General features: G+C 67.1%; 19 protein-coding genes and 4 pseudogenes. 16 read left to right on the top strand and 7 right to left on the bottom strand.

Translation table 11 applies throughout. The features are described 5' to 3' along the window. The first annotated feature begins 44 nt into the window (after window positions 1-44). Window positions 45-200 (top strand): hypothetical protein, encoded by a 156-nt coding sequence (locus ACFYPA_RS34845; protein ID WP_010059700.1) that lies wholly within the window; start codon window positions 45-47, stop codon window positions 198-200. A gap of 324 nt (window positions 201-524) precedes the next feature. Then, window positions 525-1217: a hypothetical protein gene (locus tag ACFYPA_RS34840; protein ID WP_389136538.1), complete on the top strand. Its 693-nt coding sequence runs from the start codon at window positions 525-527 to the stop codon at window positions 1215-1217. 214 nt (window positions 1218-1431) lie between these two features. On the opposite strand, the gene ACFYPA_RS34835 is transcribed toward ACFYPA_RS34840, so the two are convergent. Next, window positions 1432-1848: an ATP-binding protein gene (locus tag ACFYPA_RS34835; RefSeq protein WP_389136535.1), complete on the bottom strand. Its 417-nt coding sequence runs from the start codon at window positions 1846-1848 to the stop codon at window positions 1432-1434. Window positions 1849-2958: 1110 nt separating this feature from the next. On the opposite strand from ACFYPA_RS34835, the gene ACFYPA_RS34830 reads away from it, so the two are divergent. From ACFYPA_RS34830 to ACFYPA_RS34820, 3 genes are all read left to right on the top strand, one after another. Next, window positions 2959-3297 (top strand): MerR family transcriptional regulator, encoded by a 339-nt coding sequence (locus tag ACFYPA_RS34830; protein WP_389136533.1) that lies wholly within the window; start codon window positions 2959-2961, stop codon window positions 3295-3297. A gap of 455 nt (window positions 3298-3752) precedes the next feature. Then, on the top strand, window positions 3753-4976 hold the full coding sequence (locus ACFYPA_RS34825) for a PP2C family protein-serine/threonine phosphatase (protein ID WP_389136531.1): 1224 nt from the start codon (window positions 3753-3755) through the stop codon (window positions 4974-4976). Window positions 4977-5138: 162 nt separating this feature from the next. Continuing rightward, window positions 5139-5510 (top strand): STAS domain-containing protein, encoded by a 372-nt coding sequence (locus tag ACFYPA_RS34820; RefSeq protein ID WP_389136528.1) that lies wholly within the window; start codon window positions 5139-5141, stop codon window positions 5508-5510. Between the two features lie 238 nt (window positions 5511-5748). On the opposite strand, the pseudogene ACFYPA_RS34815 reads toward ACFYPA_RS34820, so the two are convergent. Together ACFYPA_RS34815 and ACFYPA_RS34810 are read right to left on the bottom strand one after the other, a co-directional pair. Further along, a pseudogene (locus ACFYPA_RS34815) lies at window positions 5749-6381 on the bottom strand (transposase); the annotation flags it as partial. Window positions 6382-6466: 85 nt separating this feature from the next. After that, window positions 6467-7405, bottom strand: coding sequence for a MerR family transcriptional regulator (locus ACFYPA_RS34810; RefSeq protein WP_389136525.1), 939 nt, complete (start codon window positions 7403-7405; stop codon window positions 6467-6469). A gap of 268 nt (window positions 7406-7673) precedes the next feature. Between ACFYPA_RS34810 and ACFYPA_RS34805 the strand changes: the two genes are divergently transcribed. The 3 genes from ACFYPA_RS34805 to ACFYPA_RS34795 all read left to right on the top strand — a co-directional run bounded on the left by ACFYPA_RS34805 (window position 7674) and on the right by ACFYPA_RS34795 (window position 9621). Then, window positions 7674-8542, top strand: a protein-coding gene (locus ACFYPA_RS34805; RefSeq protein ID WP_389136523.1) for an IS5 family transposase whose coding sequence is annotated in 2 segments (ribosomal slippage) — window positions 7674-8063 and window positions 8066-8542 — 867 coding nt in all. Because the reading frame shifts where the segments join, the coding sequence is not laid out codon by codon here. 77 nt (window positions 8543-8619) lie between these two features. After that, entirely contained in the window at window positions 8620-9057 is a 438-nt protein-coding gene (locus ACFYPA_RS34800) for a hypothetical protein (RefSeq protein WP_389136520.1), read from the top strand. A gap of 126 nt (window positions 9058-9183) precedes the next feature. Continuing rightward, window positions 9184-9621, top strand: a complete 438-nt coding sequence (locus tag ACFYPA_RS34795; protein WP_389136518.1) for a hypothetical protein — start codon at window positions 9184-9186, stop codon at window positions 9619-9621. Between the two features lie 101 nt (window positions 9622-9722). Here ACFYPA_RS34795 and ACFYPA_RS34790 read toward each other — a convergent pair. Continuing rightward, window positions 9723-10057: pseudogene (locus tag ACFYPA_RS34790) on the bottom strand (transposase); the annotation flags it as partial. A gap of 78 nt (window positions 10058-10135) precedes the next feature. Further along, on the bottom strand, window positions 10136-10690 hold the full coding sequence (locus ACFYPA_RS34785) for a hypothetical protein (RefSeq protein WP_359086506.1): 555 nt from the start codon (window positions 10688-10690) through the stop codon (window positions 10136-10138). A 385-nt stretch (window positions 10691-11075) separates the two neighbouring features. On the opposite strand from ACFYPA_RS34785, the gene ACFYPA_RS34780 reads away from it, so the two are divergent. The 6 genes from ACFYPA_RS34780 (at window position 11076) to ACFYPA_RS34755 (ending at window position 16849) form a co-directional block, all read left to right on the top strand. Continuing rightward, the gene (locus ACFYPA_RS34780; RefSeq protein ID WP_389136514.1) at window positions 11076-11729 is read left to right on the top strand and encodes a hemolysin III family protein; all 654 of its coding nucleotides are present in this window, start codon (window positions 11076-11078) and stop codon (window positions 11727-11729) included. Between the two features lie 1251 nt (window positions 11730-12980). Continuing rightward, on the top strand, window positions 12981-13319 hold the full coding sequence (locus ACFYPA_RS34775) for a MerR family transcriptional regulator (RefSeq protein WP_389136511.1): 339 nt from the start codon (window positions 12981-12983) through the stop codon (window positions 13317-13319). A 671-nt stretch (window positions 13320-13990) separates the two neighbouring features. Continuing rightward, on the top strand, window positions 13991-14194 hold the full coding sequence (locus ACFYPA_RS34770) for a cold-shock protein (protein WP_056786685.1): 204 nt from the start codon (window positions 13991-13993) through the stop codon (window positions 14192-14194). Window positions 14195-14512: 318 nt separating this feature from the next. Next, window positions 14513-16030, top strand: coding sequence for a DEAD/DEAH box helicase (locus ACFYPA_RS34765; RefSeq protein WP_359312352.1), 1518 nt, complete (start codon window positions 14513-14515; stop codon window positions 16028-16030). Window positions 16031-16076: 46 nt separating this feature from the next. Further along, window positions 16077-16481: a CBS domain-containing protein gene (locus ACFYPA_RS34760; protein WP_359086514.1), complete on the top strand. Its 405-nt coding sequence runs from the start codon at window positions 16077-16079 to the stop codon at window positions 16479-16481. A 56-nt stretch (window positions 16482-16537) separates the two neighbouring features. Further along, the gene (locus ACFYPA_RS34755) at window positions 16538-16849 is read left to right on the top strand and encodes an SCO5918 family protein (protein WP_359312355.1); all 312 of its coding nucleotides are present in this window, start codon (window positions 16538-16540) and stop codon (window positions 16847-16849) included. A 91-nt stretch (window positions 16850-16940) separates the two neighbouring features. Here ACFYPA_RS34755 and ACFYPA_RS34750 read toward each other — a convergent pair. Beyond that, window positions 16941-17299, bottom strand: a pseudogene (locus ACFYPA_RS34750) (hypothetical protein). A gap of 868 nt (window positions 17300-18167) precedes the next feature. Between ACFYPA_RS34750 and ACFYPA_RS34745 the strand changes: the two are divergent. Next, the gene (locus tag ACFYPA_RS34745; protein ID WP_389136564.1) at window positions 18168-18518 is read left to right on the top strand and encodes a PRC-barrel domain containing protein; all 351 of its coding nucleotides are present in this window, start codon (window positions 18168-18170) and stop codon (window positions 18516-18518) included. 175 nt (window positions 18519-18693) lie between these two features. On the opposite strand, the gene ACFYPA_RS34740 is transcribed toward ACFYPA_RS34745, so the two are convergent. Then, window positions 18694-19014, bottom strand: coding sequence for an STAS domain-containing protein (locus tag ACFYPA_RS34740; RefSeq protein WP_389136506.1), 321 nt, complete (start codon window positions 19012-19014; stop codon window positions 18694-18696). A gap of 153 nt (window positions 19015-19167) precedes the next feature. On the opposite strand from ACFYPA_RS34740, the pseudogene ACFYPA_RS34735 reads away from it, so the two are divergent. Further along, window positions 19168-19374, top strand: a pseudogene (locus ACFYPA_RS34735) (hypothetical protein); the annotation flags it as partial. Window positions 19375-19799: the final 425 nt, after the last annotated feature.

Raw genomic sequence — 19799 nt, 5'->3', positions numbered from 1 at the left:
CATACGCACACGCGCCTGAGTCGGAATTGACGATAGGGTTTAAAATGATCATTCTTGGGCTTATTCTGCTGATCATCGGCCTGCTTGTCGGTATGGGTCTGCTGACGACGATCGGTGGCATCCTCATTCTGGTTGGCGCCATCCTGTGGATCCTGGGTGCGACCGGTCGTGCGGTCGGTGGACGCAAACACTTCTTCTAAAGTCAGGTCGTCTCACCAACTCTCTGTGACGAGTGACGTGTCCATGAGCCTTTTCCAACCTCACGCTTCGGCGTGAGGTTGGAAAAGGCTCATGGGACTGACCTCCCCGGGGTGACCTGTGATCGATCGCTGACCTGGCTCATGGTCGGGGCGAGTCAATTTGCGAGGAGTAACGTTGAGCGACGGCCCAGGCCGCGACCAACCGGTCCGAGACCTCAGCACCGGGAAAATCGGTCGCCTCGAAGCGTTCGGGACCGCCGCCTCGCCTACCGGTGGGAGTCCGCAGGATCTCGACTGATTGTCGGGGGAGAGGACGAGACCGCCGTGGCCACATCCGCGGCGCGGCTGGCCCGCGAGGTGGTGTGCGGGCAGCTGTTGGCCGAGGGCTGGCAGATCCTCCACGCCTCCGCCGTCATCAACCCCGGGGGTGCGACGGTGCTTGCCCTCGGCGACAAGGGCGCGGGCAAGACGACGTGCGGTTTCCTGCTGGTCCGTGCCGGGTGGCGGCTGTTGGCCAACGACCGCGTGTTCGTCCGCGTCGAGGGGGATCCGGTGCGGGTTCTGCCGTGGCCGTCCGCTGCCGCGATCGGGTTCGGCCTGCTGGACGAGCCCGTACGGCGCAGGCTGCTTGCCGGCGAGATGATGCACCCCACGCAGCACCAGCGGGTCACCGAGGCCCTGATTGCCGAGCGCCAGCCCCTGTGGAAGACGTCCGGCAAGGAGCTGAAGCCGCAGTTCTACCCGGACCAGCTCACCACGTGGCTCGGGATGTACCTCTCCGTCGAAGGCCACGCGGCAGCGCTGCTGTTCCCACAGATCAAGGCCCGGGCCGAACTCTCGCTCAGTGACGAAAAGCGCGGGGTGCAGGACGGTGACTTCTTCAACGCGAGCACCGAGGACCGCTACCCGGACGTCTTCGGACTGCTGTCCGTAACCAGTCCTCGGCCGCCCTGTCCGAAGGGCTCGCTTCCCTGCCACACCAGTCGTTCGTCCTGGGACGTTTACGGCCGGGAATAGACGTAGATGCACAGGTGCCCGATCTTCATGGGGCAGAAAGACCCGACCGGCTGGGGGTGTCAAGAGCGCCGGTCTCGGCCCGCGCGCCTTGCTGACCGTCTGGCCCGACCTGACCCCCGACGTCGGCGCCGCCCTCGCCGCATTGCCCCAAGGGCTCTGCGCTACGAGGGATGGTCAACTGTCCTGCGGTAGCACGACGCGGATCCGGTTGCTGTCAGCGGGGGAGCTGGGCGTGGATGGTTTTGCCGTAACCGGGGCCGGGGGTGATGGTCAGGTGGTGGGTGAGGCGGCGGATCATGTGCCAGCCGAAGCCGCCGCTGCCGCCGCCCAGATCGGGGTTGCGCTCGCGCGGGTGTGCCGGGTTGGGGTCGCTGACCGCGGCGGTGACCGTGTCGGGGCCGGCGGTCAGTTCCAGGGTGTAGTGGCCGCCACCGTGGCGCAGGGCGTTGGTGACGAGCTCGGAGACCACCAGGACGAGAGTGTCAGCCATGTCCGGGCCGGGCGCGGGGGTGAGGCGATCGGTGAAGGCGCGGGCAGCCCGGCGGGCCTGGCTGATGCCGACTGCGTTGTCGCCCTGGACCACGGTCGGTACGGGGGGTGTCGAGGTAATGCTGATCATGGTGCTGTTCATGCGCGTACACCCCACGTGTGATCGGTTGTACCGCTTGTGACGTCTTACCCCACCTGCCCGATCCGGCGGTCTCCACACCTCGGGAGGGTGCGGGCCGGGGCAGTTTCCAAGCGGCGCGGACCACAGCTCTGCACTGTCAGCCCTCACAGAAAACCTGTCCTAGCGGGAGTAGACATCCGCGCTTCGCTGTGGTTATTGTTTTCCCCGTAGCCAAGAGGTCGAGCAGGCCCGGCAGAGATGAACTGCCGGGAAGCAGTACACGTAAGTGCAGGTCGGTGCGGTGGTGGAGTTCCGAAGCCAGGGTTTCGCAAGATGGTGACGGGGCTGACGACCGGACCGGGCGGCCCGCAGTGATCAGGGGCCGCCGCGAGCAGTACCCGAGTGCAGTCGGCAGTACCAGTGGTCCCTCGGTAAATGGCGTCAGGCTGCGGCGCGCGTACCGGGAAGTTCGGCAGTGGGGTTCTAAGCCAGAGTGGTTGCAGGACGGGCGACGGGGCTGGCTGTCGGAGAGTGGTGCTTACTCAGGTCACCAGCAGGTCGGTGCGGTGGTGGAGTTTCGAAGCCAGGGTGGTTGCAGGACGGCGACGGGACTGACGACCGGACCGGGCGGCCCGCAGTTTTCAGGGGCCGCCGCGAGCAGTACCGCAGTGGCATTACCCGTAAGTGCAGTTCGTAGTGCTCAGCAGTGAAGTGAAGTGAGTAGTACCTCGGTGAAGGCGTCGACTGCGGGCGCGCGTACCGGGAGGTTCGGCAGTGGGGTTCTAAGCCAGAGCAGACGAAGGACGGGCGACGGGGCTGGCTGCCGAAGAGTGGAATCAGTAGTTCGCAGTACCAGTACAGAGTTGATTCAGAGGGAAGAACGGAGGAGTTGAGGCGCCATCAGGATCGCCCGGGGCGGATGTCTCGAGCCCGGGTACCGCAGGACATCGATAGGCAGGTGGTCTCCGGTCACGCAATTTGCGATCCCCGCATCCCGCCCGCTTTTTGGGCGGCCACGCGGACACAGTAGGCCGGCGCAGTTCCAGGGCCGGCAGATGGTGTAGCAGTTCCTTCGGGGCCCTGGTGCGATAGGCACCAGGGCCCCTCCACGTGTTCCACAGAGAGGTGCAAGTGACAGCAGACGATTCGTTCGGCCGTCTCGATGACGATGATTACCCCGCCTACACGATGGGCCGGGCCGCCGAACTCCTCGGCACCACCCAGAGCTTCCTGCGCGCGATCGGCGAGCACCGCCTGATCACCCCGCTGCGCTCCGCGGGCGGCCACCGCCGCTACTCCCGCTACCAGCTGCGTATCGCCGCGCGTGCCCGGGAACTCGTCGATCAGGGCACCCCCATCGAAGCGGCCTGCCGCATCGTCATCCTCGAAGACCAGCTCGAGGAAGCCCAGCGGATCAACGCCGAACACCACCGCGGCGCCGACCCAGTGAACCGGGAAACTGCGGCCTGAGCTGGGGCGTGCCTGCCGGCCCTCGGCGGTTTGCGCGCACCCGGGGCAGGGCATGTCGTGTGCTCGTTTCTCCCGGTGACAGCCGGTTGTCGGCGTTTCGGGGTGCCTGGGCTGGTGGCGGGGCGGCAGCCTGAGGTGTAGATCGTCTGGCAGGGTTGGTTTGTGGATTCTCGTCCGTCGGGATCGGCGCCGTTCGTACGTGTGTAGAGCCTCTGGGGCGGGCACTAGCCGAGGTGGGTGACGGTCGGCTGCGGCTGCGGTGGGTTCCCCGTGGCACGATGGTCTGTCCGGGGCGCAACTGGCACGGACAACCCATGCCTGAGGGTGTTGCCTTGGGTTCTGTCGAGCAGTGAGGTGCCGTAGTGACCGTGAGCGAGCCGGACGCCGGCAACGGGAAGGTTTCCCGCCATGACGGGGGTGCGGGTCGTGGAGGCGCTGGGACGACGCTGGCGGAGATGTTGCAGGCGGCGGAGACCGCGCCTCCGACGGAGTCCCTGGATGTGGTCGCCCGGATTCTCAAGGACCGGCTCGGGGCGGTGGCTGTGTCGTTCCTGATCACCGACTTCACGGGCAGCTCGGTGGTGCGCCTCGGCGCTGCGGGCAGTGTCGAGACCGGGGAGCAGGCCCGGCGTATCCCGTTGGCGGGCACCGTCTACGACGATGTGATCCGCACCCAGCGTCCGGCGGTGGAGGATGCTGGCCCAGGAGCGTTGGTTCAGGTTGTGGCTCCGGTGACCAACCGTGGCGACGCCATCGGGCTCCTGGAGCTGTTCCTGCCCGTCGCGCCGGACACATCGGTACTGCGGGAGGTCGGTGAGGCGGCGCACGCTCTCGCGTATGTCGTCATCGCCAACCGGTCCTTCACCGACCTGTATCAATGGGGGCGGCGCACCCTGCCGCTGAGTCTGGCCGCGGAGATCCAGCACCGGCTGCTCCCGATGTCGCTGACGTGCGAGGCGGCGCAGTTCGCGGTGGCGGGGGCACTGGAGCCGGCCGATCACGTGGGGGGCGACACCTTCGACTACGTCCTGGACCGCGACAGTGTGCAGCTGTCGATCACCGATGCCATGGGTCATGACGTGCGGGCCGCGCTGCTGGCCACGCTGGCGGTGGGCGCCCTGCGCCGGGCACGGCGGGCGGGCGCCGATTTGGTGGAACAGGCACGCCAGGCCGACCGGGCGTTGCGGGGGCACTACCAACCGGGATATGTGACCGGTCAGCTTCTGCGGATCAGCCTGCGCGACGGCACAACCGAGTTCGTCAACGCCGGGCATCCGTGGCCGCTGAGGCTGCGCGACGGCCAGGTGCAGGAGATTGCCCCTGAGGTCGATCTGCCCTTCGGTGTCCAGGCCCCGCACGACTACCGGGTGCAGGCGCTGGATCTGAGGCCCGGGGATCGGCTGGTGATGCTCAGCGACGGCATGCTGGAGCGCAACGTCAAGGCCCTGGACCTGCCGGACATTATTGTCCGCACCGGCGCCCTGCACCCCCGCGAAGCTGCCCGTTCCCTGATCGGCGCGGTCGTCGACGCCGGTGAGGGCCATCTGCAGGACGACGCGACCATCATCTGTCTGGACTGGCACGGCATCAGCCATTCCCAGCGTGACGCCGACACCGGTGCCAGCCTCACCGACGCGTCCGCGCTGTCACCGACGCGGCCTGCCCTGGATGGTCACTGACCGCGAAGGCACATGCGGGCCGGGTCCAGCCGACCTCCCGAGCGGTCCCGGGGCAGGCGGAGAGAGCCCGAGGGTTGCCGCGGCGTCTTCGAACGCGGGATCGCCCAAAGTTACGGCAGCATATTCCGGTGAAAGCATGACCCGATGAGGAGAGCTGGTTCCATGACACCTGCCAACCGTCCGGCGAGCCGCTCGGTGCTGACCGTCACTGCCCATGACACCGACGACGGCGTGCGCGTCCTGAGCGTGACCGGAGAGCTCGACCTCCATCAGCTCGATCCCCTCAAACAGTCCCTGGCCAGTGCGTGGCGTATGGATCCACCCCTGCGCCTGCTGGTTATCGATCTGGCCGCCGTCGGCTTCTGCGACTCCAGCGGCCTCAACGTGTTCTTGCAGGCCCGGCAGGAGACTCACGAGCGCGGCATCGAGCTACGGCTCGTGAACCCCAGCCTTCCCCTTCGACGGGTCCTGCAGATCACCGGGGCAGCCGAGCTTTTCTCCCTGTACGACGATCTCACCCAAGCTCTGGCCTGAAGGCCACTTCGCAGGCCGCGCTTTTGTACGCCTTCCTTCCGGGTCCTCGGCCGCCGCCGGCCGAGTCGAACCACTGTGCCGCCCGCCTCCGTGCCAGCGCCGTCGTCTGTGGGCCGCCTCGATGCCGACGGCGCACGGTCCGGCCAACCTCGGGTAGGAGGAAGGATCTGCCGAGATCCATCGCTTGCGAGGCTCCATTGCATCGTCGGTCTGCCGTCAGCCCGCTCCCAGGTCCGCGTAGCTCGCGGCCGAAGTAGTTCTTGTCCCCGATGATCGTCTGCCCGGGGTGAACGGCGAGGACGTCTGGCGCGGTATCGAGCATGTCGCGCAGCGTTTCGCGCTCGTCCGCCTTGGCCCCGGTGAGTGCGAACAGGACCGGCAGTCCGCCGAGTGTGCACACCAGGTGCAGTCGCAGCCCCCAGAAGTATCGCGAGTGTGATGCGCAGTAGCCGTACTGGGCCCAGCCTGCCAGGTCCGAGCGTTTGGCCGTCTCACGGAAGCAACCGCAACCGACCGGTGTGGAGTTGACCATCCACACATCGTCGCTCGACAGTGAGGTATCGCGGGCCACGATCCGGATCATGCTGGTGAGCAGTGAGAACGCGGCGCGCAGCCGCTTGTTGTAGCCGGACTACTGGGGCACGTAGGGAAACAGGTGGCCGAAGTCCCGCCCGACGCGGCGAAGCCAGCGCCGCTCAGAGGTGTATCCGAGCAGCGCCGACATGACCGCGAGCGTGATCAGCTCGGCGTCACTGAGCGTGGGCGTGATTCCGACGGCACGCCGCCACGGCGTCAGCCACGGAGAAGCCTTCAACTCGTCGTCAATCCGGGCATAGAGTGCCGTTGCGAGGGTGTCCAGGTCGATAGTCACACATCGACGTTGGACACCCTTGTCTCATGTCCGCAGGCGATCCCCTGGACTCATTCAGGGATCCGGGGCGTGCCCACTGCGGTGACTATGCGTCACGGTCATTTCGCAGGGCCTGGATGAGCCAGGGGTACACCGGGATCAGGTTCAGTACTACCTGCCAGCCGTTGACGATCCACACCAGCCGCCAGTATCGGCCTACCCGGGGATCGTGCGCCTCTTCGAACTGCTGGGCCATCCAGTCCCGGAATTCCGTGTCAGGAGTGCGCGCGAGCACCTCGGCGAAGCGGTGCACGAGGTCGTCGATGACGGGTGCGCCCCTGTCGCCGAGCGGGTCGATGCCCGACGCCATGGCCTCGGCCACCTTCTGACGGGTGAATTCCATCAGTTCCTCGCCGGCATCGCATTCGATGTCGAGCGGGCGCCCGGCGGCCTGACGTACGGCCGTCCGGCGCATCCGGGCACGGAAATCCTCGTCGCCGACCAGCTCGGCGAGCTCCACCCACGCGGCGATCTGCTCGCTGGTCGGATTATCGGGGAGGTCGGGAGTGGCAGCGCGAACCATGGCCACCGCGGTCGGGTCGGCATCCACTGTGCCGAAGGTGCCATCCACGAAATCGTCGATCAAACGTTGGCGTTCCTCGCCGGACAACTGTGTGAGCCTGTGCATGAGTGCGGTCTCCTCGGGACTGGACCCGCGTCTGGCCACGACTCGCAGAACGCTCCGACGCAGTTGCAGCACCCGGATTTGGACGTCCATGGCGTCGGCGTGCGCCGCGGCGACTTCCGCCACCGAGAGCTCGCGGTCCAGTACCCGTTGAATCGTGGCCAGGTCCATGCCCAGCTCGCGCAGTGTGCGGAGGAGTTCCAGACGAAACAGTGCGTCGAGGTCGTAGAGCCGATAGCCGGCGGGACTACGGGTGGTCGGCGCTACCACCCCCGAATCGGAGTAGAACCGGATGGTCCTCACAGACAAGCCGGTCCGCCGGGAAAGCTCCCCGATCGAGTAGAGGGTCGTAACGTTCATGTCCCCCACTCTGCTGTCTCCAGTCACTGGAGACTCAAGGCCATTCCCAAGCAAGGCCCCGACCACGAGACCTCCTCCGAGTTGCCGAAGCATGCGTCACGTTCTCTCCGCTGACCGCCAGGATGAAACGGGCACGCCTTGCACGTGCTGGGCGAGCGATGGCAGCGACATGCGACACCGCTCGCTGGCGGCCTACGGCTACGAACCCTTGGACTCAATCATCTAGGGCCTGTTTCATAAGTGGATCAAGACCTGCCATGATCCACCTGTGGGGCGTGGAGATCTGACGAGCGAGCAATGGGCCAGGCTGGAGTCGTTGTTGCCGGTGGGCAAGAAGCCGGGGCGGCCTCCGGTCTGGTCCAAGCAGCAGCTGATCAACGGCATACGTTGGCGGACGCGGACAGGTGTGCCCTGGCGCGACGTTCCCACCCGCTACGGCGCGCGGGAGACCGTCTACGGCCTCTTCCGGCGCTGGCAGCGCGACGGCACCTGGAGCCGGATCCTCACCCAGTTGCAGGCCGAAGCCGACGCGAGAGGCCTGATCACCTGGGACGTGAGCGTGGACTCGACGGTCGCGCGGGCGCATCAGCATGCGGCCGACGCCCGCAAAAGGGGGACCTGCAGCGGGACAAACCTGGCGGAGTCGCAGTCGAGCCCGCCGACCACGGGCTCGGACGCTCGCGCGGTGGTCTGACCACGAAGGTGCACTTGGCAGTCGAGCACGGACAGAAGCCGTTGTCGTTCCTGATCACGGCTGGCCAGCGGCACGACAGCCCCGAGTTCCAACCGGTCCTGGAGTGCATCCGGGTGCCGCGCGTGGGCGTCGGCAGGCCGCGTCGGCGTCCTGAACGGGTGAGGGCTGACAAGGCCTACGGGTCCCGAGCCAACCGCGACTACCTGCGCAGACGTGGGATCCGCTGCACGATCCCGGAGAAGTCCGACCAGATCCGCAACCGCAAGAAGCTGGGCGCCCACGGTGGGCGTCCGCCGAAGTTCGACAAGATCGACTACCGAGAGCGCCACGCGGTCGAGTGCGGGATCAACCGCCTCAAGCGCCATCGCGCGGTGGCCACCAGGTACGACAAGCTCGCCGTTCGCTACGAGGCCACCGTCACCATCGCCATCATCAACGAATGACTCTGATCTCCCTGGTCGGCCCCGGCCATCGGAAACGCGGTATCGCTGCAGGTGACCGGGGTTCTAGCCTGTGGTCCATGCACCAGCCCAGACGGCGCGACCGGCGCCTTGCTCGCCGCGAGTCATCGGAGCGAGCCCGACGCCAGTCTTCGCAGTTCACGGCCGCCGGAGCTGACGTGGTGCTGGTTGGGTACTTCTCAGCGAAGCAGAAGAACTTCGAAGGCCTCATGGCCTCTGCAGCCCAAGAGCTGGCAGCACGGGGCGCCTGGGTGGCCATGCAGCTCGTGCAGCGGCGAGGCGTCTCGGACGGCGGGGTTCAGAAGATGAGCCTGCCATATTCCTCGCGGACCCTGCTGAGCTACGGAAAGGTCCGCGAGGTGGCTCAGGCGTGCAGCCAGGCCAATGCCGACGCGGTGATCTTCGTAGCCTCTTTGACCGAACGCCAGCAGCGTGTGCTTACAGCAACGCTCGGCCGCCCTGCCGTCAGCCTTTCCGACATCCTTGCCGCTGACTGACCGCTTCTCGAGGCGGGCTTATGAAACAGACCCTAGTTCGGGGGAGGCCGGCGCCGGGCGGGATGCTGGCCGCGGTAGGTAGCTGGCGAAGTGTGACGTGGCATTCGGCATGAGGTAAGCGTAGTAGTGAAATTCTCGGATCCCCCTGCAGCTCACCCGTACATACCTCTGCACCAGAGTCCACACACCGGTGTCCATTGCTGGGCGCCTACTCCCTTCTGCGCAGCGCCGCGGGGCGTCGACCGGATCGTCGAGGTCGCGCTGTCCGACAACGCCGGTCTCGGCAACGCCGTCATCGTCGCCTACGCCACCCGCACGGACCGCACGGAGATCCCCTCCTGGCCGCTGCTGTTCAACAACGTCACCCTGCGGCTGCTCGGCTCGACGACTTCCCCGCCGAGGCCAAGCGCCAGGCCCGCCCGCGACCTCACCTCCGCAGCCGCCATCGGCGCCCTCACCGTCGCCGTCGGCGACCGACACCCGCTGGACGACATCGCCAAGGCACACGACCACGTCGACGCCCGCGGTGGCCACGGCAGCACCCTGGTCATCATCCCCCAATAGCGCAGACTCGGAACGCTGCCTGCTCAACTGCTCCGCCCTGCGGGGCGGCCCGTCGCGCTGCCAAGTCCGCACCCGGGCGTGGTGGTCGTCGGCCCGGTTCACGTACAGGCCGAGGGGAGGGCTCGCGTGTTCACCGAGTCGATCGCGCACCGCGACCAGTCCAGCTCCCCTTGGGAGCCGAGTTTGTCCAGGACCAGGCGGTGCAGCTTGGCCCAGACCCTGGCCTTCGTCCGCTCGGTGAACCGGCGATGGGCCGTGGCACCGGACGGTCCGAATGATGTTGCGGGCAGCTGCTGCCACGTGCAGCCCGACACCGCGACGAACACGATCGCGGCCAAGACCTCGCGGTCGCCGTGCCGACGCCGGCCTCCGCCCTGCGGCCGAGTCGGCACCTCCGGTACTACCCGCTGGAACAACTCCACAACTGATCCGGCATTAACCGCTCAACAATCCCCGCCACGGCCCCCAGTTTACCCAGCCAATTGAGATGACTTCCAAGCGCGAGAGCTCGCTTTCAGACGTTGGACCAAGCCTTGAGGAAAGCGCTCCGCCCGACAGGATCGTCCGACCTGCGGTCGGCGTGCAGGACGTGCCAGGCGGTGAGTTCGAGATCGCGGAGCCATAGTTCGCCGACGACCTGTGTCTTGAGGTCGGGGAGGTGGTCGGACTCGATGAGGGCTTGGCCGATGACCTCTCCGGCTGCGTTGCGTTGGGGCGGGGTCATCTCGTCGACGGCTGAGAGAATCTGTCGGGCCAGGGTGGTTCCCTCGCCTGAAAGCGACTCGAGTACGCCGGCTTTGATGGTGGCGGGCAGTAGGTAGGCGGTGCCGGAGGACCTCCACAGGTCCGACCAGAAGCGTTCCCCTGCCTCGGTGGGGGCGGGGAGTGCGGCCAGTAGTCCGAGGAGATGGCCAATTGCCGCGTAGCCACCGGAGTGGGCAGCTGCGACGACTGCGATGCCTGCGATGCGTTCCACGTCAAGCTGGATGGTTTCCGAAGCGGGGCCCAGCTGATGTTCCAACTGATCGGTCAGAGGGGTGGACAGGTGGGGACGAACTTCAGGAAGCATGGGCGCTCCTTGCGGGTAGGCGAGCGGAGATGCCGGTTCGGAAGCCCTGAGCGTTCCCCACGGCCGATCGGTCTACTCGGCTCCGGAAGGCCCAACCGACATCGGGTCGCGGGGGTTCGTCTGACGGCTTCGGTCCCGCCTCGGCGACACGCCCCCTTTCGCCCGGACCTCTTGAAGGGTTTCGCGTGGGTTTTCGTAGCATGAGCGCATGATTGCCAGTGACGCCCATGAGTCCGGTGGAGGTCGGGCAGCTATGCCCCGCGATGCAGCTGAAGCCGGAACTGTCCACGTCGGCTCAGGGCGTGGAGAGCGCGGCGAAGCCGCTCTGCCCCGCAAAGCACCGGGTGACGATGGAGCGAATAGTGGTCATCTGGTCGCTGCTCTGGTGGAGCAGGCTGTCGACCTGGTGGAGCCGGTCAAGCCGAGGCTGCGTGGCTGGCTGCATGCGGGGATGGTCCCCGCCTCATTGATTGCGGGCATCGCGCTCATCTGGCTGGCTCGCACGCCGCAGGCGGTCTGGGCCTGCGCCGTGTACGCGGTCACTGCCTGGCTGCTGTTCTCGACGAGTGCCGTCTACCACCGCGGTACCTGGGGGCCGCTGGGCGAGGCTCTCCTGCGACGTCTCGACCACGCCAACATCTTCCTGATCATCGCCGGCACCTGCACCCCCCTGGCCGTGCTGCTTCTACCGCCCAACGACAGGTCCGTGCTGCTGTGGACCGTGTGGGTCGGCGCATTGGCCGGCATCGCGTTCCGGGTCCTCTGGGTCGGAGCGCCACGCTGGCTGTACACCCCGTGCTACCTGGTTTTGGGGTGGGCGCCGGTGTGGTACCTGGCCGACTTCCTGCACACCGGAGGAGCGGCCGTACTCACACTGATCGTGGCCGGCGGGCTCCTCTACAGCGCGGGCGCGGTCGTCTACGCACTCCAGCGCCCCGACCCCTCACCTCGCTGGTTCGGCTTCCATGAGGTCTTCCACGCGCTCACTGTGGCAGCCTTCGCCGCGCACTACATCGCCATCCTCCTGGCCGCATCCTGACCTGCCGCCCCTCTCGGCGACGGCCCAGGGCGCAACCAACCGTGATGACTTCAAGCAGCGGGCTCAGGCGCCGTCGTACCGGGCGGGAAGGTGCTGACGGGCTTTCAGCCGAGGGGTCCGCATGCGTGGGGCCCGCGGGCTGTTGTCGTGGGCGGCCACCGAGCTGCTGTCCTGGCAGGCGACCAGGCACAGGTGCCGCCGCCGCGACGCAACGCCTTGATGACGAGCTCCGAGACGACTGGGATCACCGTGCCGACGGCTCCCGTTGGGATCGTTGGGATGAGCGCTTCGATGAACTCCCGTCCGGACGGGAGAGACGTCGCGCTCTTCGAGCCCACCAGCAAACCTGTCCTGAGTGCCGTGGCCTGTCTGCCGCAGTGCTGTGCCCCGGTCTGCCGCGCTCCACCTGGATGCGCCCTGACTGTGGAGCGTGTCCATCGGATCGACGGCACGGTCGGAGAGGCTGACTGCTTGGTTAGCGGTCCTGGTCAGGGTGCAATGGGCTCGGCCGGGATGGCCAGCTCGTGCTCCGGCGGCGGCTGGACCGGATAGTCTCCACGACCGACGCCTGGAAATCTGTTCCGGCTGATGTAGACATTGGCGTGCGGGGTGGTTATGGTTTCTCTCGTAGCCAAGAAGGACAATAGAGTTTGGCAGAGTTGAACTGCCAGACAGCAGTACTCAGCAGTTGCAGGTCGGTGCGGTGGCGGAGTTCCGAAGCCAGGGTTGTTGCACGATGGTGACGGGGCTGGCGACCGGACCGGGTGGCCCACGGTTTTCAGGGGCCGCCGTGAGCAGGACCGCAGTACGCAAGTGCAGTCGGCAGTACCAGTGGTTCCTCGGTAAATGGCGTCAGGCTGCGGCGCGCGTGCCGGGAGGTTCGGCAGTGGGGTTCTAAGCCAGAGCAGATGCAGGACGGGCGACGGGGCTGGCTGTCGAAGTGGCGCTCCGAAAGGCCACCAGGAGTACAAAAGTTGATTGTCCAGAGGGAAGGAACGGAGGAGCCAGAGCGCCATCAGGATCGCCCGGGCGAACGATGTGGGCCCGGGTACCGCAGGACATCGTGAGTGAGGTGGTCTCCGGTCAAGCAACCGCGATCCCCGCAGCCCCGGGACCTCTTCCCGGCAGGTATGCGGAAACACAGAGCCGGCGTAGCCGATCAAGGCCGGCTGATGGTGTAGCAGTTCCTTCGGGGCCCTGGTGCCAATGACACCAGGGCCCCTCCCACGCGTGTGCCACAGGAAGGTACAGATGACAGCAGACGACTCGTTCGGCCGCCTCGACGACGACGACTACCCCGCCTACACCATGGGCCGGGCAGCCGAGATGCTCAACACCACACAGGGATTCCTCCGCGCCATCGGCGAGGCGCACCTCATCACACCCCTGCGCTCCGCGGGCGGGCACCGCCGCTACTCCCGCTACCAGCTCCGCATCGCCGCCCGCGCCCGCGAACTCGTCGACGCCGGCACCCCGATCGAGGCCGCCTGCCGCATCGTCATCCTTGAGGACCAACTCGAAGAAGCCCAGCGCATCAACGCCGAACACCACCGAGACACCAAGCCGCCCAGCACGCCACCCGCAGCCTGAAGCCCTGTGTGCCCGGTGGAAGACCGCCAGATGCCCCACCCACCTGCCGGGAGTTCGCTCAAGGGCTGTCTCCCGCTGCGGTTGTCATGCTCGAAAGTGCGCCCTCGCCTTGGGCGTGGGCGCTCTGTCGTGCCGCGGCTTCTGCGCGCAGGATGTCCATCGGCTGGTCGGGACGGCCTCTGCGAGGCGGCTTCATCACAGTGAAGGCCTCCGGCTGCAGCACCAATGTTGCCCCGAGGCGTACTGCTCAGCTCGTGATAGCCCTACCAGGTGTGCCTTCCCTGACCCTTCGTCCGGCGGGCGACGCGCTACCCACTTCGAGTGGCCGACATCCTCGCGCTATGAAAAGGAAGCGTCCTTCCTGCAACGCTGTGCTCAGGGTGGGCCAATATCTATGGCCACGGCATGAGGGTTCAACGCGCTGTGCCAGGAGTGTTATTACGGCGGCAAACAGAGTGGAGTTATTCACCGTACGCGGATCATTACGGCATGCTACTGTCGATCTCAGTTGCAGTTGTGGTTCCCAAAACTTCAAGCCTCTGCCTGGGCATTTTCGATCAGCGGACGCTTCACTGTATTTCCGGTTTCCTCCGGTCGGGGCATCATCGCGGCGACGCGGGATCCGCACATCACGGGTCTCGGCGTACCTGCCCCCCCGAAGGAGATGTGACATGGCATCAGGCACTGTGAAGTGGTTCAACGCGGCGAAGGGTTTCGGCTTCATCGAGCAGGACGGTGGCGGCGCTGACGTGTTCGCCCACTTCTCGAACATAGCCGCCCAGGGCTTCCGCGAGCTGCTCGAAGGCCAGAAGGTCACCTTCGACATCGCACCGAGCCAGAAGGGCCCGACGGCCGAGAACATCGTTCCCGCCTGACGTGACGCGCACTTCGTAGCTGGGTCCCGCATCCTTCCGGGTCCGGGACCCAGCTACGGGCACCCTCCCGGATCGGGGCCACCTGCGGCAGGGCCTTCGACCGCAGAGTCGCTGCCCACTCCTGCGGAGTCCCACTCGCCAGCGGGCTGGCTTTCTCGTCCCTATGGTGTCACTCATTCCATGACCTGTATCCCACTCCGGGATAAACCGCAGGTCTCATTTGATTTTACATTTCGCTCGGCCCGTTCTTGTGATTCCTTGCGCTGTTCTTCCGCTGCGGGAATTCCTTGATACGTGCCGTATCAAGGAAGGTTCTGAATGAACCCCACACGTACGAACAACCGCTCTGCGCGCGCACACAGTCGTACCGCCGACTCCGGTCGAGGCGGCAGCCGCTTCAACTCGACCGCCCCGACCCGTTCGACTGCCCCGGCCCGTTCCGGCGGTTCGGGCCGCTCGGGTGGCCAGGGGCGGAGGCCCACCGCGGCACAGGGCGAGTTCGCTCTGCCGGTCACGGTCACTCCCGCGCTGCCCGCGGTCGAGGCGTTCGCCGATCTCGACATGCCGGGGCAGCTGTTGGCGGCGCTGACCGCGCAGGGGGTGAGCGTTCCGTTCCCGATCCAGGGGGCGACCCTGCCCAACACCCTCGCCGGCCGCGATGCCCTGGGCCGTGGGCGCACCGGGTCCGGCAAGACTCTCGCGTTCGGCCTGGCCCTGCTGGCCCGCACCGCGGGTCAGCGTGCGGAGCCCCGCCAGCCGCTGGCCCTGGTCCTCGTGCCGACGCGTGAGCTGGCCCAGCAGGTGACCGACGCGCTCACCCCGTACGCCCGCTCGGTCAAGCTGCGCCTGGCCACCGTCGTCGGCGGAATGTCGATCGGCAGGCAGGCCAACGCGCTGCGCATGGGCGCCGAGGTCGTCGTGGCGACGCCGGGCCGGCTCAAGGACCTCATCGACCGCGGTGACTGCCGACTCGACCAGGTCGCGATCACCGTCCTGGACGAGGCCGACCAGATGGCTGACATGGGCTTCATGCCCCAGGTCACCGAGCTGCTGGACCAGGTCCGCCCCGAGGGCCAGCGGATGCTGTTCTCCGCCACCCTGGACCGCAATGTCGACCGCTTGGTCCGCCGCTATCTCAGCGACCCGGTCGTCCACTCCGTCGACCCCTCCGCCGGCGCGGTCACGACGATGGAGCACCACGTGCTCCACGTGCATGGCGCGGACAAGAACCGTACGACCACCGAGATCGCGGCCCGAGACGGCCGGGTGATCATGTTCCTAGACACCAAGCGGGCCGTGGACAAGCTCACCGACCACCTGCTGGCCAGCGGAGTGCGGGCGGCGGCTCTGCACGGCGGAAAGGCGCAGTCGCAGCGCACCCGGACCCTGACCCAGTTCAAGACCGGGCACGTCACCGTGCTCGTGGCCACGAACGTCGCCGCCCGCGGCATCCACGTCGACAACCTCGACCTCGTCGTCAACGTCGACCCGCCGACCGACCACAAGGACTACCTCCACCGCGGCGGCCGTACCGCGCGGGCAGGGGAGTCCGGCAGCGTCGTCACCCTGGTCACCCCCAACCAGCGCCGCGACATGACCCGCCTCATGACCGCCGCCGGCATCGTGCCCCAGACCACCCAGGTCCGCTCCGGCGAAGAGGCACTCGGCCGCATCACCGGCGCCCAGACCCCCTCAGGCATTCCCGTGACGATCACCGCGCCAGTGGCCGCGCGGCGCGAGCGCAGCCGCAGCGCATCCTCTCGCGGCCGGCGCAGCCCCGCCTCGGCAGCCCGGCGCGTGACCACACATCAGTCCTCCTTCGACGCGGCGGCCTGAGAACTCCGTGATCCGGAAACTCACCCACCACTGCAGGAGGTACCTTTTGACGCTCGTCCAGATGCAGCCCGGCACGACGCATGCCACTGCCGTCGGCAGGACGGTGGCCGACGCCATGGACACCGCCGGGCCGCAGGTCAGTGACGACATGACCGTCGAGGTGGCCCTGTCCGTCATGGCCAGTGCTCGTACCGGGCATCTGCTGGTCTGCGACGACACAGGCCGGTGTACCGGACTGGTCACCCACGCCCAGCTTGCAGCAGATCGTGACGGCTCCGCGTACTCGGACAGGGTCCGGCTGCGGGACATTCTCGGCGACCGAGGGCCGTTCACCTCGCCCGTGACCACCATGGTCGAAGCCGGCCACATGATGCGCTACAGCGACGTCGATGCCCTGCCTGTAGTCGACGAACACGGCAGTGCCCTGGGCGTATTCGCCCTTGCCCGCTGAGCCGTGCCCACCGCAGCAGGACCTCTCCCTCTTCGCTTCTCTCCCTGTGAGGCAACATGCGCTGTGTCATCGCCCGATTCCCGTTCGACCTGACCAGGAGCGGCGTCCTGGAATCGATGAAGGGCATCAAGCCCGAGCACGCCTCCGGCGACTCGGTGATCATCGGCCGACGCACCTACCCCGTCAAGCAGGTCGGACAGGTCATCACACGCCAGGACCGCCGCGACTTCAGCGCCGGAGAAGTCCTGCGGGCCATGACCCAACTCGGCTTCACCTGCCGCGAACTTCCCCAGGCCCCCGCACCCACCCGGGCTCTCAACCCGATGCAGCAGGCATCCGCGATGCTCGGCGCCCCTGTGGCCGCCTGACGGACGGGCAGGCGCGAGCCGGTCGGCAAGCATGGGTGAGGGTCCGGCCGGACCCTCACCGCGTATCGAGGTGACCCGGCGAGGCAGCGGGTCAGTGGTCGGAATAGCTGAAGTCGCCCATCGTCCAGGCGCTGACGTCCTCGATCGCGACCCGGTACATCCCGCCCGTCTCCGGGATCCCCACCGCGCCTTGCAAAATCCGCGCCACGTGAAAGTGCAGATGCGTGGGCGGCCCTTCCTCGGGTGCAGCGCTGGTGAACGTGGCGGAAAAGCCGCTCAGGCGGGCCGAGTCCGCAAGGACCTCCGACACCCGCTGCCGCCAGACGGCTTCGGGAGCCAGCCGGCCCGTGACCACACTCCACCGGCGACCACGGTCAGAGGCATCTGATTGCTGCGCCCGGACTCCACCAGGGCGACAACGTCAAAAAGCAGCGCGTCAGGCTTCGACATGAGGCCGATTATATTCGTCGAACATTGGCAGGCCTTCCCGCGCTGCCGCTCCGGGCAGGACAGCGCTGAAGCCCTGTTGCCGGAGGCGCTGAACCGCCTGTGAGCGGCACCGCAGCCAACACTCCTCCTGCCTCCGGACGCCTGCTCCGAGAGGGAGACGAGTCGGCTCACCTCCGTATCGAGTCGGTCCTTGCGCTCGGCACATGCTCCGTTACGGGGATGCGTCCGGCCGGGCACCTTCAGCTCCAGGCCCTGCGGGTGGTGGGGGAGAGATGTGCTGTCCTACCGTCGGGGAAGCTTCGGAGACGTCGGCTCCGTGGTCCGCGTCGCGGCGGGTGGAGCCGGCTCCGAACCAGTCCAGACACATCACGGTGGCGGCAAGCGCGCAGGCGTGGGGCCTCGGGGGTCCGCGGACGGGCGAGTAAGGGGAGCGATCGCTTCGTCAGAGGCCTGCCCTCGGGCGTGGGCCGGGCTGCTGGAATGTCTGCCGCGCGCTTGTTCCGGAAGGCGAGGGCCAGTTCTGCGCTTGCCGCTGCCGGTCGGTGCGCCGTGGTCCGATTCGGCCCCAAGATCATTCGTCACATGTGCCAGAACGATTGCTCCACGTCTCCGGACACTGCTGCCGTACTTCTTCGGGCCGCCCCTGGCCCGCCTTGCGCACAACGGCCGCCTCTGCCGCAGGGCCTCAGCGGTCGCGGGCGCCACCACCCAACCCGCACCGCCGGCAGCCGACTTGACTTGCCTACGCACCGACCATCGCATCGAAAGCCTGATTGCTCGGCGCGTGGCAGGGAAAGGAGAGACCGTAGTAGGAGACCAGGCCACCGTCCGCGGTTGGCCGGGACGAAGGGCTAGGTCTGTGAGCAGCATGTGGGTGTACGCGCAGGACAGCGGTCATACGTACGGTCAGTCGCTGGTGGGCTTCACCGTGGAGGCCGCGGACGGGAGCATCGGCCATGTAGACCGGCAGCAGGACCAGCCCGGCATGCAGCACCTGGTCGTCGACACCGGTGTGTGGAAGTTCGGCAGAAGCGTCCTGATCCCGGCCGGTGCCGTCATTGCCATCGACACCAGGGCGCAGACGGTAAAGGTCGTACCGTCCCGGGAGGAGATCAAAGCCGCTCCCCGATTCACCACCGACAGCGAGACAGGTGATCCCGACTACCTGTCGGCAGTCGGTGACTACTACTTTTCTCTCCGCTCCGCGCCCCTTCGCTGAACCTGGGCGCAGTCGGCGGGCCCACCTACCAGGGGCGCTGGTCCTCCGCCGCGCAGAGAACGGCCCTGGTACGCCTACCTCGGCAGCTGCGGTTTCGGTGTGCCGACGGACAGCCGTTCCGCCCCTGTTCGGGGCGGAGCGGCAGCGAGGGCGTCGGTCGTGTGTTGCAGTGTGATCAGATGATCTGAGCCGCGTCGAGGGTCGGGTAGATGTCCAGGACTGCGTCGATGCCGCGGATGCTGAACAGGCGTGTGAGCTTGGGAGAAGGGCTGACAATGCGCAGGTCGGCCTGCTGATGGGTGGTGAGGATCAGCACGAGGAACATCGAATCGGCGAACGTGATGCCGCTGGCATCCAGAATCACTCCCCCGCTGGCCGCTACAGCAGATTCGATCTGCGCTTGCAGAGACGGCAGGGACTCGAAGTCGAATTCTCCGCGAGGGGCGATCACCTGCAGTGGCCCGAAACCAGGACCCCGGGGGGCGGAAGACGCCATAAAGAGAGTATCGCTCGCCGTCGACCCTCGCGTCATTGATCAGAGTGCCAAGTGGTCTGCGGGCGACCGCCTTTGAGCCGGCCGCGGGTGGCCAGCATCGCCTTGGCGCCGCGAATTCTCCTCGTGCACCCCGGAAAGGCATCAGGCGCTTCCATGAACAGCCCTTCGGGCTTTCGGCGGAAGCGGCGTACCCGGGTGCTGGCGCTGCCGGAGGCCCGGTGGGCGCTGGCTGCGCTGGTGCTGTTCGTGGTCGCTCTCCTGCTGGATCTCTTCGGCGCCCCGGTGTGGCTGTGGGCGCCGCTGTATGCCGCCGTCTACATCACGGGCGGCTGGGAGCCGGGGTGGGAGGGTCTGAAGGCCAGCTCGCCGATCGAGTAGAAGGTGTGGCCGCTCATGACCTCTTTCTCAGGTCTCCCCCTGCTGGAGACTCAAGCCCGTGCACCCGCTGCACGTCGGCCTTCCGTACCAATCAGGCACCCACTGAGGGGGTGAGTCACGACGGGAGGAAGGACGGCCACCAGGGTGGGATGTTGTCCGGGCACAGCGGGGCGGGGTAGGAGTCCGGCATGCCGGGCCATGTGACAAGGAACCAGGACAGCCACAGGGTGAGGACGAAACCCGCAGTCAGGGCTGCCGTGTGATGACGTCTCCCGACGGTGCCGTGCAGGACCACCCACGGAACCGCGACGGCAACCCATATGAGAGGCATGAGGAACAGCAGAGCCATGCCGTTGGCAGCCGCGCTGCCGCCGACGTCGCAAGCAGCCCACGCCCTGCCGATCACA

The organism is Streptomyces sp. NPDC005775 (assembly GCF_042871565.1).
Classification (GTDB): domain Bacteria; phylum Actinomycetota; class Actinomycetes; order Streptomycetales; family Streptomycetaceae; genus Streptomyces.
Note: the sequence above shows the minus strand (reverse complement) of the source record. Positions and strands in the feature narration are given on the sequence as shown.

What these genes read in the sequence shown, in the direction of transcription:
- ACFYPA_RS34820 (WP_389136528.1), top strand. Translation starts at nt 5,139, where the DNA reads ATGACACCTGCCAACCGTCCGGCGAGCCGCTCGGTGCTGACCGTCACT.
- ACFYPA_RS34800 (WP_389136520.1), top strand. Translation starts at nt 8,620, where the DNA reads ATGCACCAGCCCAGACGGCGCGACCGGCGCCTTGCTCGCCGCGAGTCA.
- ACFYPA_RS34740 (WP_389136506.1), bottom strand. Translation starts at nt 19,014, where the DNA reads ATGGCGTCTTCCGCCCCCCGGGGTCCTGGTTTCGGGCCACTGCAGGTG.
- ACFYPA_RS34845 (WP_010059700.1), top strand. Translation starts at nt 45, where the DNA reads ATGATCATTCTTGGGCTTATTCTGCTGATCATCGGCCTGCTTGTCGGT.
- ACFYPA_RS34835 (WP_389136535.1), bottom strand. Translation starts at nt 1,848, where the DNA reads ATGAACAGCACCATGATCAGCATTACCTCGACACCCCCCGTACCGACC.
- ACFYPA_RS34765 (WP_359312352.1), top strand. Translation starts at nt 14,513, where the DNA reads ATGAACCCCACACGTACGAACAACCGCTCTGCGCGCGCACACAGTCGT.
- ACFYPA_RS34755 (WP_359312355.1), top strand. Translation starts at nt 16,538, where the DNA reads ATGCGCTGTGTCATCGCCCGATTCCCGTTCGACCTGACCAGGAGCGGC.
- ACFYPA_RS34825 (WP_389136531.1), top strand. Translation starts at nt 3,753, where the DNA reads ATGTTGCAGGCGGCGGAGACCGCGCCTCCGACGGAGTCCCTGGATGTG.
- ACFYPA_RS34770 (WP_056786685.1), top strand. Translation starts at nt 13,991, where the DNA reads ATGGCATCAGGCACTGTGAAGTGGTTCAACGCGGCGAAGGGTTTCGGC.
- ACFYPA_RS34785 (WP_359086506.1), bottom strand. Translation starts at nt 10,690, where the DNA reads ATGCTTCCTGAAGTTCGTCCCCACCTGTCCACCCCTCTGACCGATCAG.
- ACFYPA_RS34745 (WP_389136564.1), top strand. Translation starts at nt 18,168, where the DNA reads ATGTGGGTGTACGCGCAGGACAGCGGTCATACGTACGGTCAGTCGCTG.
- ACFYPA_RS34810 (WP_389136525.1), bottom strand. Translation starts at nt 7,405, where the DNA reads ATGAACGTTACGACCCTCTACTCGATCGGGGAGCTTTCCCGGCGGACC.
- ACFYPA_RS34775 (WP_389136511.1), top strand. Translation starts at nt 12,981, where the DNA reads ATGACAGCAGACGACTCGTTCGGCCGCCTCGACGACGACGACTACCCC.